At 44.3% G+C, this 15,589-nt stretch carries 16 protein-coding genes and 1 pseudogene; 3 read left to right on the top strand and 14 right to left on the bottom strand.

The window, feature by feature from the left end; all coding sequences use genetic code 11:
- Positions 1-105 precede the first annotated feature (105 nt).
- On the top strand, positions 106-777 hold the full coding sequence (locus tag WH37_RS03710; protein ID WP_046229232.1) for a GntR family transcriptional regulator: 672 nt from the start codon (positions 106-108) through the stop codon (positions 775-777).
- 289 nt (positions 778-1,066) lie between these two features.
- On the opposite strand, the gene WH37_RS03705 is transcribed toward WH37_RS03710, so the two are convergent.
- The 4 genes from WH37_RS03705 to WH37_RS03690 all read right to left on the bottom strand — a co-directional run bounded on the left by WH37_RS03705 (position 1,067) and on the right by WH37_RS03690 (position 4,506).
- Positions 1,067-1,306, bottom strand: coding sequence for a DUF362 domain-containing protein (locus WH37_RS03705; RefSeq protein WP_046229231.1), 240 nt, complete (start codon positions 1,304-1,306; stop codon positions 1,067-1,069).
- A 282-nt stretch (positions 1,307-1,588) separates the two neighbouring features.
- Positions 1,589-1,945 carry a HesB/IscA family protein gene (locus WH37_RS03700; protein ID WP_046229230.1) on the bottom strand — a complete coding sequence of 119 codons (357 nt, stop codon included), beginning with the start codon at positions 1,943-1,945 and terminating at the stop codon, positions 1,589-1,591.
- Between the two features lie 51 nt (positions 1,946-1,996).
- Positions 1,997-3,031, bottom strand: coding sequence for a hypothetical protein (locus WH37_RS03695; protein WP_052736787.1), 1,035 nt, complete (start codon positions 3,029-3,031; stop codon positions 1,997-1,999).
- A gap of 74 nt (positions 3,032-3,105) precedes the next feature.
- On the bottom strand, positions 3,106-4,506 hold the full coding sequence (locus WH37_RS03690; RefSeq protein ID WP_046229229.1) for an MFS transporter: 1,401 nt from the start codon (positions 4,504-4,506) through the stop codon (positions 3,106-3,108).
- Positions 4,507-4,673: 167 nt separating this feature from the next.
- Here WH37_RS03690 and WH37_RS03685 point away from each other — a divergent pair, with 167 nt between their 5' ends.
- Positions 4,674-5,336, top strand: coding sequence for a helix-turn-helix transcriptional regulator (locus WH37_RS03685; RefSeq protein WP_046229228.1), 663 nt, complete (start codon positions 4,674-4,676; stop codon positions 5,334-5,336).
- A gap of 269 nt (positions 5,337-5,605) precedes the next feature.
- Here the strand turns inward: WH37_RS03685 and WH37_RS03680 are convergent, their stop codons facing one another.
- The gene (locus WH37_RS03680; protein ID WP_046229227.1) at positions 5,606-5,788 is read right to left on the bottom strand and encodes a hypothetical protein; all 183 of its coding nucleotides are present in this window, start codon (positions 5,786-5,788) and stop codon (positions 5,606-5,608) included.
- A gap of 247 nt (positions 5,789-6,035) precedes the next feature.
- Between WH37_RS03680 and WH37_RS03675 the strand changes: the two genes are divergently transcribed.
- Positions 6,036-6,782, top strand: coding sequence for an EcsC family protein (locus WH37_RS03675; protein ID WP_046229226.1), 747 nt, complete (start codon positions 6,036-6,038; stop codon positions 6,780-6,782).
- A 51-nt stretch (positions 6,783-6,833) separates the two neighbouring features.
- Here WH37_RS03675 and WH37_RS37325 read toward each other — a convergent pair.
- The 9 genes and pseudogenes from WH37_RS37325 to WH37_RS03635 form a co-directional block, all read right to left on the bottom strand.
- Positions 6,834-7,082: pseudogene (locus WH37_RS37325) on the bottom strand (helix-turn-helix domain-containing protein); the annotation flags it as partial.
- A 409-nt stretch (positions 7,083-7,491) separates the two neighbouring features.
- On the bottom strand, positions 7,492-7,782 hold the full coding sequence (locus WH37_RS03670) for a hypothetical protein (protein WP_052736786.1): 291 nt from the start codon (positions 7,780-7,782) through the stop codon (positions 7,492-7,494).
- 176 nt (positions 7,783-7,958) lie between these two features.
- Positions 7,959-9,146 (bottom strand): staphylopine family metallophore export MFS transporter CntE, encoded by a 1,188-nt coding sequence (gene cntE / locus WH37_RS03665; protein WP_046229225.1) that lies wholly within the window; start codon positions 9,144-9,146, stop codon positions 7,959-7,961.
- Positions 9,147-9,208: 62 nt separating this feature from the next.
- A complete protein-coding gene (locus WH37_RS03660; protein WP_046229224.1) occupies positions 9,209-9,952 on the bottom strand; it encodes an ABC transporter ATP-binding protein in 744 nt (247 codons plus the stop codon).
- Positions 9,939-10,760 carry a staphylopine uptake ABC transporter ATP-binding protein CntD gene (gene cntD, locus WH37_RS03655; protein ID WP_046229223.1) on the bottom strand — a complete coding sequence of 274 codons (822 nt, stop codon included), beginning with the start codon at positions 10,758-10,760 and terminating at the stop codon, positions 9,939-9,941. The genes WH37_RS03660 and cntD overlap by 14 nt, the downstream gene beginning before the upstream one ends.
- A 4-nt stretch (positions 10,761-10,764) precedes the next feature.
- Positions 10,765-11,658 carry a staphylopine uptake ABC transporter permease subunit CntC gene (gene cntC, locus WH37_RS03650; protein ID WP_046229222.1) on the bottom strand — a complete coding sequence of 298 codons (894 nt, stop codon included), beginning with the start codon at positions 11,656-11,658 and terminating at the stop codon, positions 10,765-10,767.
- Positions 11,659-12,591 carry a nickel/cobalt ABC transporter permease gene (opp1B, locus tag WH37_RS03645; protein WP_046229221.1) on the bottom strand — a complete coding sequence of 311 codons (933 nt, stop codon included), beginning with the start codon at positions 12,589-12,591 and terminating at the stop codon, positions 11,659-11,661.
- A gap of 23 nt (positions 12,592-12,614) precedes the next feature.
- Positions 12,615-14,222, bottom strand: a complete 1,608-nt coding sequence (gene cntA / locus WH37_RS03640) for a staphylopine-dependent metal ABC transporter substrate-binding lipoprotein (protein WP_046229220.1) — start codon at positions 14,220-14,222, stop codon at positions 12,615-12,617.
- A 31-nt stretch (positions 14,223-14,253) separates the two neighbouring features.
- A complete protein-coding gene (locus tag WH37_RS03635) occupies positions 14,254-15,567 on the bottom strand; it encodes an opine metallophore biosynthesis dehydrogenase (protein WP_046229219.1) in 1,314 nt (437 codons plus the stop codon).
- Between the last annotated feature and the right edge of the window lie 22 nt (positions 15,568-15,589).

Here is a 15,589-nt window from a genome sequence, read left to right as displayed (position 1 = left end):
GAGGAATCCAATCTAATGCAGGTTCCCTTCCGTTCCCATACTGTAGTTGCTGCAGCCATTTAATGGTATGATGGTATTATTGAAACACAAGGAGTGAAAAGAAGCATGCACCATCCAACTGATACAGAGTTAAATCGAACTACATACTCCAGAGTGTGCAAACAACTGCGAGAAGATATATTAAGCGGCTTTTTTGAACCAGGCGTTCGGCTGCGGATCGTCGAGTTGACCAACCGTTACCAGGTTAGTCAGATGCCTATACGTGAGGCCTTGCAGCAACTGCAAGGAGAAGGGCTGATTATTTTAAACCCTCAGAAAGGTGCAAGCGTACGTGAGGTCGATGAACAATTTGTCATGAACATGTATGATATCCGTATTGCAATTGAAACGATGCTGGCTCAGAAAGGGGTTATCCATTTGACGGATCATTTGTACAATGAATTATCCGAAATTGAAGATAACTATGAGAAAGCGGTCCATAACACCGACACAACCTCCGCTTTGCAATGGAATGAAAAGCTGCACCGAAAAATTAATGACCTTGCCAATAACCCCGAGGCTGTACAAATTATTAACCGCCACTGGGGACTGATCGATAGCATGCGCCATCAATTTGGCTTTAGCGAAATCAGAATTGCCGAAACCATCCAGGAGCATCGTCTGCTTCTTCAAGCGTTAAAACAAAGGGATGCCGATATGGTTGCGCAGGTGACATTGGAGCATGTAACCAAAGCTAAAAATGATCTTATTAATAGAATGAAATTAAGAAATCAATAACCGGTTTTTGTTTCGATTCTCTCCGAGTTCTCACAAACGACCAATAGTGGATGCTTTTTGGTGTCTCCTTGGGCAGCCTTGCTGCGCCTTAGGAAAATCGAAAAAACCCGTCAAAAACCTTGATTTCACAAGGCTCTTGACGGGTTTTAACTGAAATAGAAGGCGCTTTAGGTATTTAGCATAAGCGCCTTCTATTTATTTTTCTACGTTGTCAAAAGAGTATAGGCAATCCTATATTAAAGGTCGGGGCGTGATGCCTCGACCTTTTATAATAGATGCATTGTGCAAATTATTGCGTTTTAAAAAACTCAAGTGCCTTATCCATATATTTTATTTGCTGCTCAGGCAGGTCTTCTTCGTAGTAGACCGCCCCAACCGGACAAGCCGCTTCGCAAGCGCCACAGTCAATACATATATCAGGATTTATGAAGTACTGATCGCCGCCTTCTACAATACAATCGACGGGACAAACGTCTACACAATCGGCTGCTTTTTCAAGAATACAAGCTCCTGTTATTACAAATGGCATCCTGCTCCGCACCCTTCTATAGCAAATTTAGTTTTAAATGCTTCAAAGCCACCGAACGCGTTAATGGCAGATGCAGCCCCCCGCTGGAGAACCTCCTCCATCAGGGCCAACGTTTCACAAAACAAGCTATGATTCGCGTGTCCGCCCCATTATTTCGTGCTATAGCTCGAATCTCCTAGGAAACAAGATTGAGTTCTTGAATGAGTGCCTCGGTGTTCTTACTTCGATGTTCAGGATGTATCTCCAGTGTATGGAATTTAAATTTCATGACCCTATTTATGATCAGTCACACTTTTTACGGCTTCCTTTGTAGGTCGCCGTTCTGAAGCTCGCACCGCAGCCGCAGGAGGCTTTAGCATTAGGATTATCGATCGTAAAACCGCCAGTCATGCCTTGATTTTGGTAGTCAATTTTGATACCTTCCAAAAATTCGATGCTCCGTTTATCCCATACGATGTTGAAGGTTTCAGTCGGCAATACCTCGTCTTCCTCGGTTAATAGGTCGTCCAGTTTAATATTGTAAGATAATCCGCTGCATCCGCCGTCTTCAATGCCTATTCGAAGAAACAGATCTGCAATATTTTTGTCCAAGATCATTTGATGAATAACCGATTCGGCCTTCTCACTGATTTCTATCATCTCAGTCACTCCTCCCATCTAATCATTTTCACTGAAATTCTGATTAGAAATTTAAGAATAGGGATTGTTATTCAAGTATCGAGATAACGAAGCTTGAATGGCTTGCGCTCGTTCATAGATCAGCATACCGGGTAGGTTAGGCGGGGGATCCCCGCATTCCAACAATAAAGCCCGAGCAGCTTCCATATATCTCTTGGCCATTTTAATTTCAGCCATTCCACCAGATGAAGTGTCGGCTTCATTTGGTTGCTTGCTGATGCATTTTTCAACTTGCTCGATTTTTCTTTCGAAATCCCGAATGACCCGCATATTCTTTTTCAGTCGCTTTTTCAGTTTGCGATCTACACCCATTATTGGTTTAGAGATATAGTGGTATTGGCTGTATTGGTAAGGTAAACCGGGAAGCAAGTCTTCGAAGGCCAAGCGCAGACCATACTGGCCATCAAACACTATACCTACAATAGGAAAACCTAATTCAATGACTGGCAAAATGAAAGCTTGAAGCTCAGCAACCGTTTCACTTTTCATGTTTTTGGCAGCAATTACCGTGCCGCTAAATACTTCACGTAGGATGTAGAGCGTTTCATTTCCCTTTTTTTGCTGCACACCGTCCATAGACAAAAGAATGCCGCCATTAAGCTCAGTCGTTTCATGCAGAACTCGATGAACATGCTCATTCAGGCTAACAGCTAAGAGTAATTGATACCGTTCATAGAGTTTTTGAGCCTGCTGCTCATTCGTTTGAATCCCTCGATCGTGGAGAGCCGCAGTGAGTTCGCTTACGGTCATATGATGCTTAAAGCACAACTCGCCTAAGAGGCTTAGCACATCCCAACCATAAGATGACTGTTTCATGCTGAGCATTTCGGCTTCCGCTGATTTGTAGAAGATACCTTTGTGCGAGCAAGTCATATTTCTGCATGTATAGGCCATACTCCAAGCATCAATGACACCGTTTAACGTCGTAATTTTTTTGTGCCAGGCTGTATGGGCACGCTGTAATTTCTTCTCACAATGCGGGCAATGAGTAAATTCAGGTCGGAAATATATTCTACGATTTGCCTCTTTCCGATTTTTCGAAAGCAATGCGAACACTCCTCAAAAGGTCTCCCGATATCCTTCGACTATAAATAATAATTGTTAAAGTTTCCTCTTTTCGTTTATTTGTTTTTCAAACCTAAAGATTGAAGACTTGCTCTTATTTGTTCAGTTGCTGGTGTAATCCGCGTGCTGGCCAATAAACTCATGACGATTAACAAGAGATGAAAACCCATCGTTACAGTTAATGCAGCTTGCATCGACATCCCTGCAGCTTGACAAACAACAAGGATGGAACCGCCTATCCCGATAACGACGCCCGGTGTAAAAGAATCCGCAAATTGCAGATTTGCCGAGGTTTTGCCAACCCCTTCTTCGCCTGTTTGGGAAAAGGCCACGACGCCGCTAATCGGATGCGCCAATCCAATTCCGATTCCCGCTATGATTTGACCAATAACCGCCACAGCAACGGTTACAACAGGTACCCAAAATACGAAGGCAATCCCAATTGCAAGCAGCAGCACACCAAGAATAATTCTTGTATGACGTCCACGGCCCTGGTCTGCCGAATCCCAACGTCCTTGCAGATAAGCAATGACGCACCAACTCAGTGCGGCGCTTGCTACAATTAATCCGGCCTGAGAAGGAGTAATACCTTTCACATCTATTAACGCCAATACCAAGAAATTCTGTGTGCTCGTATAAGCAGCGAAGAACAGCCCACGTGTTGCGAGAATAGCAGGCATGCCTCTTCTCATAGCTAGAGTTCCCTTGGGCAGCAGTTTGCGCAGCGGATATACCATCAGCACTAAGCCGATAATCGTTAAAACAAACCCTGTAATTGTCGGCAGCTTGCTAAGACCTACTAATAAAACCCCTGTACCGATCGTTAGTAGCAACGCCATCCATGTAGCTGCAGCTCCCTTTTCCCCTTGTGCCTGCTGTGTCTTTAACTTTCTAAAAGCAGGCAGACTAAGCAGTGCTGAAACAACCAGGATCGGTAATATTCCCCAGAAAACAAACCGCCAAGACCACTGATCTGCGATAAGACCTGCGACATATGGACCGAGCATGGATGGAAGAACATAGGCAGTACCGAATGCTCCGAGTATTTTGGCGCGTAATTCATCGGGGTAACTTAAGGATATTGCCGTGTAAACACAAGTCATCATAGCGCCGGCACCTAGGCCCTGCATGGCTCGCGCCAAAATCATCATATACATATCGCTTGCTGTCGCGGCAGCGATCAGCCCGACGATAAACAAAAGAAGGGCGTAAGTGAACGGTGCTGCCGGCCCTTTTCTATCAATAATACGACCGACGACCAAGGTGCCAATAATTTGCGCAAGCAGATACGTACTGAATATCCAGGCAAATAGATCAATGCCGTTCAAGTCGCCAGCGATGGAAGGGGCAATCGTCGTTACCGAGAGGCCTTCGAATCCAACCGCCATCACAGACAGAATAATACCTATAGACAATGCAAAGTAACGCGGGCTGAAAATGCTTTGAGAATTAGACATTAGATTTGACCTCCAAATAAGATTGTTATGTATACACCGTATCCGGATACTTAGTAAACATTTTTCTTTACAAAGTATACGGTACAGTTCGACTTTGACTTTGTCAACATTTTTATTTAAAATGTAAGGAGCGATGTAGATCCAGTTGCTTAAAAAGGAGGGGCACCATGAGCCGAAATCAAACAAATAAGGATTCTTCAACTAGAACCCGAAGAGCGATCATTGATCTGCTAAAACAGCAGGGCGGGATGGACGTGATGGCACTAGCCTCCGAATTTTCGCTATCTGGAATGGCGATTCGCCAGCATTTAAATGCCCTGAAAGAAGAAGGATTAGTTACTCATGAAGAAGAAGCCCGCCCCATGGGTCGGCCGGCCAAGCTATGGAGATTAACTCCCGAAGCTAATAAGTTCTTTCCAAGCGGTTATTCGGAGTTGTCAGTCAGTTTGATCTACTCGATGAGAGAGGCTTTCGGAAACGAGGGGTTAGACAAGCTGCTCGCTGTCCGAGATAAAAATATGCAGGAGCAATATCTTCAGCACATTGGTGACGCATCGGACATAAGGGAAAAACTCGGGAAACTGGCCGAGATTCGAACAAATGAAGGCTATATGGCTGAAATTAAAGATCAAGACGATGGGAGCTTTCTGTTTATTGAGAAGCATTGTCCGATTTGCGAGGCTGCTGTTGTCTGTACCGGGTTATGTAAGTATGAGTTAAATTTATTTCGAACCGTCCTCGGAAATCATGTTCTTATCGAACGGGTGGAGCATATTTTGGTGGGAGGCAGAAACTGTGTTTACAGGGTTAGGGAAGGCGAACAAACGTAGTAATGCTTATGCTCTGCCAATACGGAGGTACAAATGTATATAGCCATTAAATAGACGGAAAAGACACCAGCAGCTCGGTGTCTTTTTTCGTTAAAATTCGCCTCTAAAGCGACATGCTGATCTTCAATTTGACCGGTTGTTCAATACCATATGTTCATGTTATGAAGAAATGGCAAGAACGTATATGATTAAGCATTTGAAACAACGAATCCCCTACTTCACCGCTTAATCGGGTAAAGAAGGGGATTCATCGTTTATTCAAATTCAGTCTAATGGTTGATATCACATTTGTTTAATATGAACGAGATTTGATTTTCAAGTCGATTGATCGTTTCCTGTGATTCTTTGTCTTCTGCTTGCTGTTCACGAAGGGATTCGAGCTCCTGCTTGAGTTGATGCAGATCATCTCCTGCATTTGCACAATCATAATTACTCTCGAGGTTATCGAGCATGTTTTATCCTCCATTCGATAGGTAGGTGTACTTGACTATTATGGTGAATTTCAATTAATTTATTCATTTCCTTCAGATTTTACTATATAGATAATACGCGGTTATTACGAGGAAATGATAGCAGTGGCAGGCTAAGAGTTAGGCGTGTCCACGACTTTCGTCTGGTTCCGCCACCTGCCGCAGTCTGTTCCGAATCGCGGCGTTCTCTGGTACAATATAGCCAAATCTTTTGGAGGAGCGATTGACAATGAATTACGAACACAAAGTGTACAACGAAATTGCCGCTTGGGAGCGCCGGTTTTTCAAGCCGCCCGGATGGCTGGAGAGGACATCGAAGACGATCGGTAAGCGAATTAACGACTTGATTCCACCCAAAGTGCACAACGTCATTACGGCCACCATAAAGTCGATCGTGCGTACAGCACTGTTCGGCGCGGAATATACTCCTCAGAGACCGGTTCAGCGGGCTCTCCAACTAGAACTCGCCGATCAAGAGGCGAAACGTTTGTTGTCCTTATACCAAAAAATCGCGGCTGCCGAAGGCGCAGGCACAGGAGCGGGCGGCATTGTGCTTAACATCGTGGACTTCCCTGCGCTAATCGCGATCAAGATGAAATTTTTGTTTGAACTGGCTCATATCTACGGGTATGACACGAAGCATTTTCCCGAGCGAGTTTTCATTCTTAAGGTGTTCCAAATGGCGTTCTCCGGGCCCGAACAGCGTGCCAAGCTGCTAGACTCGATTAAGCGTTGGGATACTGAAAAGGAGCTGTGGTTCTCGGATACCGAGTACTCCAAAAACATGGACTGGGAGACGTTCCAGAAGGAATACCGCGACGCAATCGACTTTCGGAAAATGCTGCAGATGGTGCCGGGGATTGGAGCGGTAGCGGGTGCTTGGGCGAACTACTCCATTCTCGAGGAGCTTGGCGAATCTGCAACAAACGCTTATCGGTTGCGAAGATTGAACGAGGCTAATGAAACCGGGGGTTAATCGCCTCCTCCTCCTCCACCGTCGCAGCCGATCGTTTCGACTGGTTGCAATCCTGCTCCTTACATTTTTCAATATAGAAAGGTTAGCCATTGTTATTCCAACCCTCTCCGCAAGTTCTGTTACGCTCATTTTTCTTTTAGCCAACATCACATCAATATTGATTATGATCGCCTTGGAGGCAAAAATCATGACCATTCCGATTATTATGATACCTGGGGCATCGTCTTTCTCCGTCATAAGATAGAAGAGTGGCATGCCTACCACATACAAGCTACTGATTGTGATTGCCCAGTATTTTATATTCTTTAAAACTCATAGAATCGTAGTAATATACAAAAGTAGAGCTGTCTCTAATTTCAGAAATCAGTCTAGATTCATCATCGTAAGTATACGTAACCAAATTTCCTTCCCGGCTTTTTGACAAACGATTTTTGTTATACGTATACACAAATGTGGATCGCTATCTTCTTCATGTTCTGCACGGCTGCCGTCATCATGGCCTGTTTCATACCCATTCTTTGCTGCCCTTCCAGACATGTCTCGTGACCAACACGCGTCCGCCCACCATCCGGCGGGAAATTGCCTAGAGAACAATTTCATAAAAAATAAGTTATTTATTGCATCATCTTAAAAATGAAATTAAGACCCGTAAGATGGTCGCTACACTCACCAAGCGTCCGTTCTTAAGGGTCCTTATTTAAGGATTAGGCTATTTTTTTGAACGTTTCTTGGAAGATGCTTTAGCCTGCTTCGCGCGTTTCACACTCGAAACCATAACATTTTTCTCCGTATGCGTGAAATATTGCTTATAGACAGGACAACAATGATGCTGCTTCACTGTTTCAATATTTTGAATGACATTCACAAGCTGCGGATGGTAGTAGTCCTCGTATTGTGTTATCGGAGGATCATAGATCGTCTGCGTTGGACAATCGGGACAAAAGTTAGTGTCATTCATGCCGCCTACATTACCCATATTATAGTAATTATTTCGATTCAAAATAATTATCCCCTTCCGGTATTAGAATACACGTTATTGTATTCGCAGAAAGGTCATGCGGTCTGTATGTTTGACATGGAAGGCTATGGCCTCCAATGTTTCTGCGGTTAGGAGGGCAGGATCACAGCCCGAACCTTGATTTCACAAGGAGTTATGCCCCTTCCATATTAATGGCTTTATCTTGACCCAACAAAAATTTTACGGCGCTCATAAGAAAAAATAATCATCGACACGCCTAAAATCGCGCAAATCATATACATAACGGAATAAGTGAAAATATCCGCTACTGGCCCCATAATGACCCCACCGAGCGAAACGCCCAAATCCGCCGTAGCAATAAATAAACCAATTAATACATTGCGATTCAATTGGGGCAATACAAAAGTTAAATACGTCGTTAATGTAGGATAGAGAAGCGCCTGTGCTATCCCCATCAAACCTGCGCCAGCATAGAAAAACACGGCTCCGCCCATCACAGAAAAGCTGACACATAACGCTGCTACAGCTAACATCAGCATAATGGCCATGACAAAAGAAGAATGCCATTTGCCGTCTGAAGGAATTTTCTTTCGTAATACAAAGCGGGCCACCACTACGGCCCCCGCCTGCAGCATGAGATAAATAGCCGCATTTCCGCCTTCAATTTGTGCAGCGTATAGCGGTATGAAGGTGGTCACCGCTCCAAATACAAGGGAAGCGACCAGCATCAGCACACTGCATTTGAACAAATGCGGGTTTTTGACTAACTGGCCAAACGACTCGGACATCTTTGCACCCTGCCCTGTCTGACCCGAAACTGGCTCAGCCGCTTGTTTGTCCATTTTGGCGCTATAGCCTACAACCCCTGTAAGGATAGCAATGGCGATCATGGCCACTGTGAAAGCATTCATATTCCCTGCTTGCCAAATGCCTAAAGCAAGTAGGGGACCAATAATCCCCGGCATAGAAGCACATAAGGAATACATGGAAATCCCTTGTGAACGGTCCTTTTCTGGCAGCGCATCAATAATGCCCAATTGCAAAGCCATGGAGAAAAAGGCTGTACATACGCCTTGCAGCATACGAGCGACGAAATAGCCCTCTAATCCAGTGAATGTGTATAGGATTAAAGCAAAGCCATTTATAATAAGAATCGTGCGCAGAACACGGATGGGTCCGTGCTTTTGAATCATTTTGCCCGCCCATGGCCGAAAAAACATCGTTGTAAACAAATACGCCCCCATAATGATACCGATCGTTGTATTGGTGGCGCCAAGCGATTCGCCCTTTAAAGGGATAATGACATTAAGTATAGAGTTAGCGCTGAAATACAACAGGGTCAAAATATATAACCGCATAAAAGGCCATGATAGAGCTCCTCTCACTACTCCTGCTCCTTCCTCTATTCTCCTTGTGACCGTATCTGGGACTCATCTTGCTGCTATCGTTACGTAATGATCATCTGCAGCAATTTCCTTGCATACGCTGACTGTACGTCTTTTAAATGTTCGATTTTGACCATTTCTTCGATCTCGCCATTTCTAATAATCATGACTCTATCGCAAATATAAGCGGCAGCCTGAATATCATGGGTGATGAAAATATAGGCCATGTTGTAAATTTTCCTCAAGCTCTTTAACAATTCAAGCACCTGCATTTGCACGGAACCATCCAAAGAGCTGATCGCTTCATCTAATAAAATACATTTCGGCTCTGTTGCAACGGCTCTTGCGATGCACACCCTTTGAGCCTCCCCACCCGATAACTCATGCGGGTATTTTTTTCGATAGGACGGGTTTAAGCCCACCTGATGCAAGAGCAGATCAATCTTGTCTTGATTCTCCTGGTAATCTCTACTTTGCTGCTTCAAAGGCTCCATCAGCGCCTGTTCTACCGTATAAAAGGGATTAATAGAGGAGGAATAATCCTGAAATACGGCGCTAATATTGCCCATTCTGGCCCTTCGGTCCTCTACTTTGTTCCCCTCAAATAAAACGCTTCCGCTATCGGGCTTTTCAAGCCCCAATAGTAATCGTCCCAATGTCGATTTGCCGCTCCCGCTTTCCCCGATAATGCCCAAACATTCCCCCTGCCCGCATTCGAAGCTCATGTTTGTCAGCACCTGCTGTATTTCTTTAGAAAAAAAACCGCCTTTTATATAAGATTTATGAACACGGTCAACGCTCAACAAGGCTAACGCCTCCCATTAATCGCTTGAAATGATCATTCAGCGCTTGCTTCGAGGATACTAAATATCGGGTATATTCATGCGCAGCTTCAGAGAAAATAATCTGGCTCGTTCCTCTATCTACAATTTCCCCATCTTTCATGACCAGAACGTCATCCGCTATTTTTCGGACGATACCTAAATCATGAGAAATAAAAATCATCGAGCAGCCCATTTTCTCCCGCAATTGAATAAATTGTTCAACGACCTCGAATTGCGAGATGGTATCAAGTGCCGTCGTCGGCTCATCAGCGATAACGATAGCTGGTTCTAACACGAGGGTGAGCGCAATCATAATCCGCTGCAGCATGCCGCCAGACAACTGGTGCGGATACATATTCATCACTGCGATCGGGTCTTTCAGCATCACGCTTTCCATAGCGCGTTTCATTTTAGCCGTTATTTCTTCGCGGCCCCAACCGAAATGGCAGGCCAGCGTTTCCCTTAAATGAACGCCGACCACACAAGAAGGATCAAAGGCACGCATGCCATTTTGCAAAATCATGCACAGCTGCTTTCCTCGTCTTTTCCTCATATCTTTTTCCGGAAGCTCGGTTAGATTGACTCCGTTAAACAGAATGTCCCCCGATTGGCGGATACCCGTTTTATTTAATCTCATGATAGCCCTGCATGTCAGAGATTTCCCGCTTCCGCTTTCTCCGACTATGGCTAGACAACTGCCCTGCTTGACGTGAAAGGAACTACCCGGAACAATCACTTTACCCGTCTGGCTGTCCCAAATTTTCAAATTCGCTACTTCCAAAATAGCCATAAAATCAAGCCACCTCTTTTCCTTGAAGCCTGGCAGTGGAAGCGGGCCCCTGTCCTTGCAGCTTATATTTGGAGGCCAATAATTTAGGATCTAAAGCAACCTGGAGCGCATCCGACAAAAAGTTGATCGCCGAGACGACAACAATAATCGTTAAACCGGGCGCGAGCATAAACTCCGGCTTGGAGAACATGACTTCCCTTGCCTCATTTAACATCATGCCCCACTCCGCGTTTGGAGCTTGAATGCCTAAACCGAGAAACGAAAATCCTGATAATTGCAATATCATTGAACCGAAGGAGCTGCTTGCAATGACCGCAATATCCGGAAGCGATACAGGAACCATATGCTTCGTTATAATTTTGATGTCGCTGACACCGAGCACCTTGGAAAACTTCACATAGTCGGATTCGGCATATTGCATCACAGACGTTCTAATAATTCGAGTAAACCATGCCCATTTCATCAGTACAAAAGCGATCAGAATATTTTCAAGACCTACCCCCAAAATACCGATCACGGCCAATGTCATGACATAGCCAGGAAAAGAAAGCATTACATCACAAATCCTCATCACAACGGCATCGGTTAACCCTCTAAAGTAACCCGCTATAAAGCCTAAAATCGCTCCAATCCCTACTGATACGGCAAGCGCAGCAAGCACCCAAAGCACACTCGGACGGATTCCAAAAATTAATCTCGATAAAATGCAGCGCCCCAGATGGTCGTTCCCTAACAGATACTCCCACGATGAAGCAGCATATCGAAGCTCCATATGTACTTCTTCGGGATCATGCGGCGCAAACAAAGGGGCAAATATTCCGGCAACAATGGTTACGACAAGAATAGATAAAGATGCAGCGGCCAGCTTATCTTTCAATAGAAATTGTAATCGTTTCATTTAGTGGCCCTTCCTTAATTTAGGGTTCATCGCCGCATTAATAATGTCAGAAACGGTATTGAACAGAACAAAAGCCATTGCGAGTACAAGGACATACGCCTGAATGATTGGAAAGTCCCTGCTAAGAATGGATTTAACGCTCAGCGTTCCTAAACCCGGCCAGGCAAATATATTTTCCACAACGACTGTACTGCCTAAAATAATCGGGATCGCCATACAAAACACAGAAATAGCGACCTGCAATGAATTTCTCAATATATGCATCGTTATTTTCTTCTCTGGCAAGCCGCTCGCCCTGCCGTACAGCACATAGTCTTCATTCATATTACTTAACATGGAGCTTCTAACCATTCGAAAATAAATGCCTGTATAACTGATCGTGATTACAATGACCGGTAAAATATAGCTTTCGTACGAGTCCATCCCACTTGTCGGCAGCAAATCCAATTGCACGGAAAAATACCAAACCATAAGCGCCGCGAGCCAATAAGGCGGCATAGAGGTTAGAAAAAAGGAGACGCCTCTAATCGATTTGTCCGTCATTTTCCCTTCTCTAAGCGCACTAATTACACCTAATCCAATGGACAGCGCAATAATCGCAGCCGCTGAAATCAACGTCAGTTTTAACGTATTTAGAAAAGCGGGGGCCAGCAATGACCACACGGTCTTGCCGGTGACATACGAGTTCCCGAAATCGAGCTGCAAGCATGATACGAACCAATTCAGATAACGAATGAGAAATGGCCGATCCATCCCGAGCGCTGCTTTCGTTTCTACTATTAATTCATCTGTTATGGTCGGCACACCTTGCGCGTGCAATATGACTTCGACCGGATCTAAAGGAGACAGATTGTTCAAGCCAAACGTTAGAAAGGATATGATCACAAGCAAAGGAATCGAAAGGAGTGACCGTTTGATAATATAGCTGACCATAGCAATCTCCTTGTTTTGGTTATCTATTCAAAATACATTTGCTCAAAGGGCAGTTCAAATTGCGTTTGTTTAAATGAAATACCCTGCAAGCCTGTTGGAGCTACAATCGTAACGCTGCCATTTGTAAGGGGAATAAAGACGGCCTCATCATGGACAATGGTTAAAATATCTGCATACAACGATTTCCGCTTCTCCTCATCCATAGTGACCATCACTTCATCAATGTTCTTGTACAACTCATCCGCTTTGGAGATGCCGCTTGTCGTGTGGTAATAAGCCGACTCGGAAGTAAAAGCAGAGATTGTGCTCTGCGGATCATAGGCGAGTCCCCATGTTTGATTGAACAGCAAATCATAATCTCCCGTTGCTCTTCTGTTTGCGATGGAAGAAGATTCTTCGCCGATAAGCTCCAACTGGACTCCTACCTTTTTTAATGTGTTTTGAATGAATTCAGCCTCTGTTTTTTGAGAGGAGGAGCTGACGTCATAATAAAGCTTCATGGCTAATGGCTTGCCGTCTTTCGTTCTAACCTCGCTGCCCTTCTCCAGCATCCAGCCTGCTTTCTCCAAAAGCTGCTTTGCTGTATCCAGATCAAAGCCACGTTTCTTTAACTCGACATTGGCATAATTGACGTTAGAGGAAAATAGCGTATTGGCTGCTGTTTCCGTGCCGCTAAAAATTTGCTTGCTGATCGTTTCTCTGTCAATCGAATACCAAATCGCTTCACGAACAGCCGTTTCATGGGCGGGACTGTCCGATTTACTGCTATTGGCAACGATCATCTTCGTATTCATCGCTTTACTTCTGACAAGCTGGAAGTCGCCCGAATCCATTAACTGATTCATGGCATCGACATCAATGCTGTCTGAGCCCCGATCATCTGTAAATATAAAGTTGACCTCTCCCTTTTGCAGCGCCAAAAATGTCGTCTCCCCTGCCGGAAGCACTTTCGCTGTAATCTTATTCACCTTAGGCGCGCCGCCCCAATAGTTTTCATTCGCTTCGAAGGTGGCATATTGATCAGTTTTATGTTCGGATAGCTTATAGGGTCCCGTTCCATTATGGCCGCTTACACCATCTTTTGTTTCCCCGTTAACAAAATCTTTGGGCGAGATGAATACATAAGGTCTAGTCATCGATAATTCAAGCAAAGCCGGGTAATACGGCTCTGACAGCACCAATTCAAACGTATGCTCATCGAGTACGCTTGCGCTCACAATTTTCGTTGAAAGCTTGATCCAGGAATGCTTGCTTGCATTACTTTGTACCGCTTCTATATTCTGCTTTACGGCATCGGCGTTAAATGGCTCGCCATCGTGGAATTTCACATCCTTTCTTAAATGAAAGGTGTATACTTTGCCATCCTCAGATACGTCCCAAGATTCGGCAAGCAATGGCTTAATTCCATCCTCCGTATTTTCAACTAATGATTCGTACACCATCCCTTGCGCTGGCAATGAGCCTGGATACAAATGGGGGTTCATATCATTAATATCTTTTGCTGTGGCGTACACCAGCTCTTTGCCTGAATCAGCTGCTCCTGTTTTCGCAGCATTTCCGCCACTGCAGCCTGCCAATAGTACAATGGAAACGATGAAAGCAGATAATAAAACAACGATTTTTCTTGTCATGTCATATCCTCCTGTATAAGTGCGAACTCAATCACCTATGTCCTATGCTATTGCCGATTTCACTACAGATCATCTTCAAATCTTCTTCGAAGCTTTGTACCATGAATGCATCCGATATTTTTTCGCCCTTAAGCGCCTGTGCAGCTTCCGTGATTTTATGCTCATAGGTTGCAATGAATTTATCAATGGTTGGGCAGCTTGAACCTACAAATCTCGCAATGCCCTGTATGATTTTTATCCGATAGTAATCTTCCTTGGGCATTCGTGGAACATCCCAATATTGTTCCTGGTTGACAAAGATTTGACGAATGGGGACAGCGGAGAAGTCGAAATATTTCCCATCGTCATCAGGCTCTGAGAATGGATCAATCAACAGGGACGTATAGCGTATGTACAATAAATACTCTTGATGAATCGTCTCCAACTGAATAAAATTATCGATATCATGACGCGATAAGCTCTCTAATCTAACCGGATAATTGTCATCGGTCATGAACTTCAGCAGATTTACGCCATTCAAATTCAGCTTTTCGATTACACTCGTCATCTCTTTCCACCCGGCCAGCATATCGCGAATTAAATATTGCGTAATAGGTCCTTCGGGAAACATTTTATAGACATATTTCCTTACAGCTGAATATTCGAATATGACGTTAAGTGAAAATGGATTCATAAACAACGGCGGATGGACATAGAGAGAGATGTTTCTCGTCTCCGCCTCTATGGGACTGCTCATGACTTCCAGCCTAATGCCCAATCGTTCAAATAATGCACAGAGTCGTTCGACATTTGACGATGCATGGTTCGAGGAGCCAATGAAAACCTTTTTCTTAACCGCTGTCGTCAAAACTTGGGTTGAAGGCTCGCCATTCATCCAGCGTGTATCGCCGAGATAGGTAGAAAAACTGATGATGTCCACATTTACATTTGGCAAAATCGTATTCATATAATGGCGTACTAAGCTGTTTGAACCGAAGGTGGGAGAAATTAATACGATACACCTTGCTTGCTTGAGCAGCTGCTCACTAAGTTGCTTCAAAACCTCCATATACGCATCGGTTGTGACAGAAAAGATCAGCGTATCCCATTGTCCTGTAATGGCCCCATATCCATGATAAACATGATCGATAATACAATTGCCTTCCATCTGCCGATGCTTTTTATTTTGAATGTCTACCTCAACTTGATTCTGGCTTTGCTTAAGTGCCTTGAAAAAGTGTGCAGAACGAACCGATTCTCTCCCCACAATGCCGATGCAGCTATTCCAATTATTTTTCAGCAGGACAGCAAGTTGAATGGACGCGGGCCCCGTGCCTACGATTAAGACTCGTTTGAAATTACTCATATAAGCCTCCTTATGGATCAAT

The sequence above is a fragment of the Paenibacillus algorifonticola genome, from assembly GCF_000971975.1.
Classification (GTDB): domain Bacteria; phylum Bacillota; class Bacilli; order Paenibacillales; family Paenibacillaceae; genus Pristimantibacillus; species Pristimantibacillus algorifonticola.
Note: the sequence above shows the minus strand (reverse complement) of the source record. Positions and strands in the feature narration are given on the sequence as shown.

What these genes read in the sequence shown, in the direction of transcription:
- WH37_RS03710 (WP_046229232.1), top strand. Translation starts at nt 106, where the DNA reads ATGCACCATCCAACTGATACAGAGTTAAATCGAACTACATACTCCAGA.
- WH37_RS03705 (WP_046229231.1), bottom strand. Translation starts at nt 1,306, where the DNA reads ATGCCATTTGTAATAACAGGAGCTTGTATTCTTGAAAAAGCAGCCGAT.
- WH37_RS03700 (WP_046229230.1), bottom strand. Translation starts at nt 1,945, where the DNA reads ATGATAGAAATCAGTGAGAAGGCCGAATCGGTTATTCATCAAATGATC.
- WH37_RS03690 (WP_046229229.1), bottom strand. Translation starts at nt 4,506, where the DNA reads ATGTCTAATTCTCAAAGCATTTTCAGCCCGCGTTACTTTGCATTGTCT.
- WH37_RS03685 (WP_046229228.1), top strand. Translation starts at nt 4,674, where the DNA reads ATGAGCCGAAATCAAACAAATAAGGATTCTTCAACTAGAACCCGAAGA.
- WH37_RS03680 (WP_046229227.1), bottom strand. Translation starts at nt 5,788, where the DNA reads ATGCTCGATAACCTCGAGAGTAATTATGATTGTGCAAATGCAGGAGAT.
- WH37_RS03675 (WP_046229226.1), top strand. Translation starts at nt 6,036, where the DNA reads ATGAATTACGAACACAAAGTGTACAACGAAATTGCCGCTTGGGAGCGC.
- cntD (WP_046229223.1), bottom strand. Translation starts at nt 10,760, where the DNA reads ATGGCTATTTTGGAAGTAGCGAATTTGAAAATTTGGGACAGCCAGACG.
- cntC (WP_046229222.1), bottom strand. Translation starts at nt 11,658, where the DNA reads ATGAAACGATTACAATTTCTATTGAAAGATAAGCTGGCCGCTGCATCT.
- opp1B (WP_046229221.1), bottom strand. Translation starts at nt 12,591, where the DNA reads ATGGTCAGCTATATTATCAAACGGTCACTCCTTTCGATTCCTTTGCTT.
- cntA (WP_046229220.1), bottom strand. Translation starts at nt 14,222, where the DNA reads ATGACAAGAAAAATCGTTGTTTTATTATCTGCTTTCATCGTTTCCATT.
- WH37_RS03635 (WP_046229219.1), bottom strand. Translation starts at nt 15,567, where the DNA reads ATGAGTAATTTCAAACGAGTCTTAATCGTAGGCACGGGGCCCGCGTCC.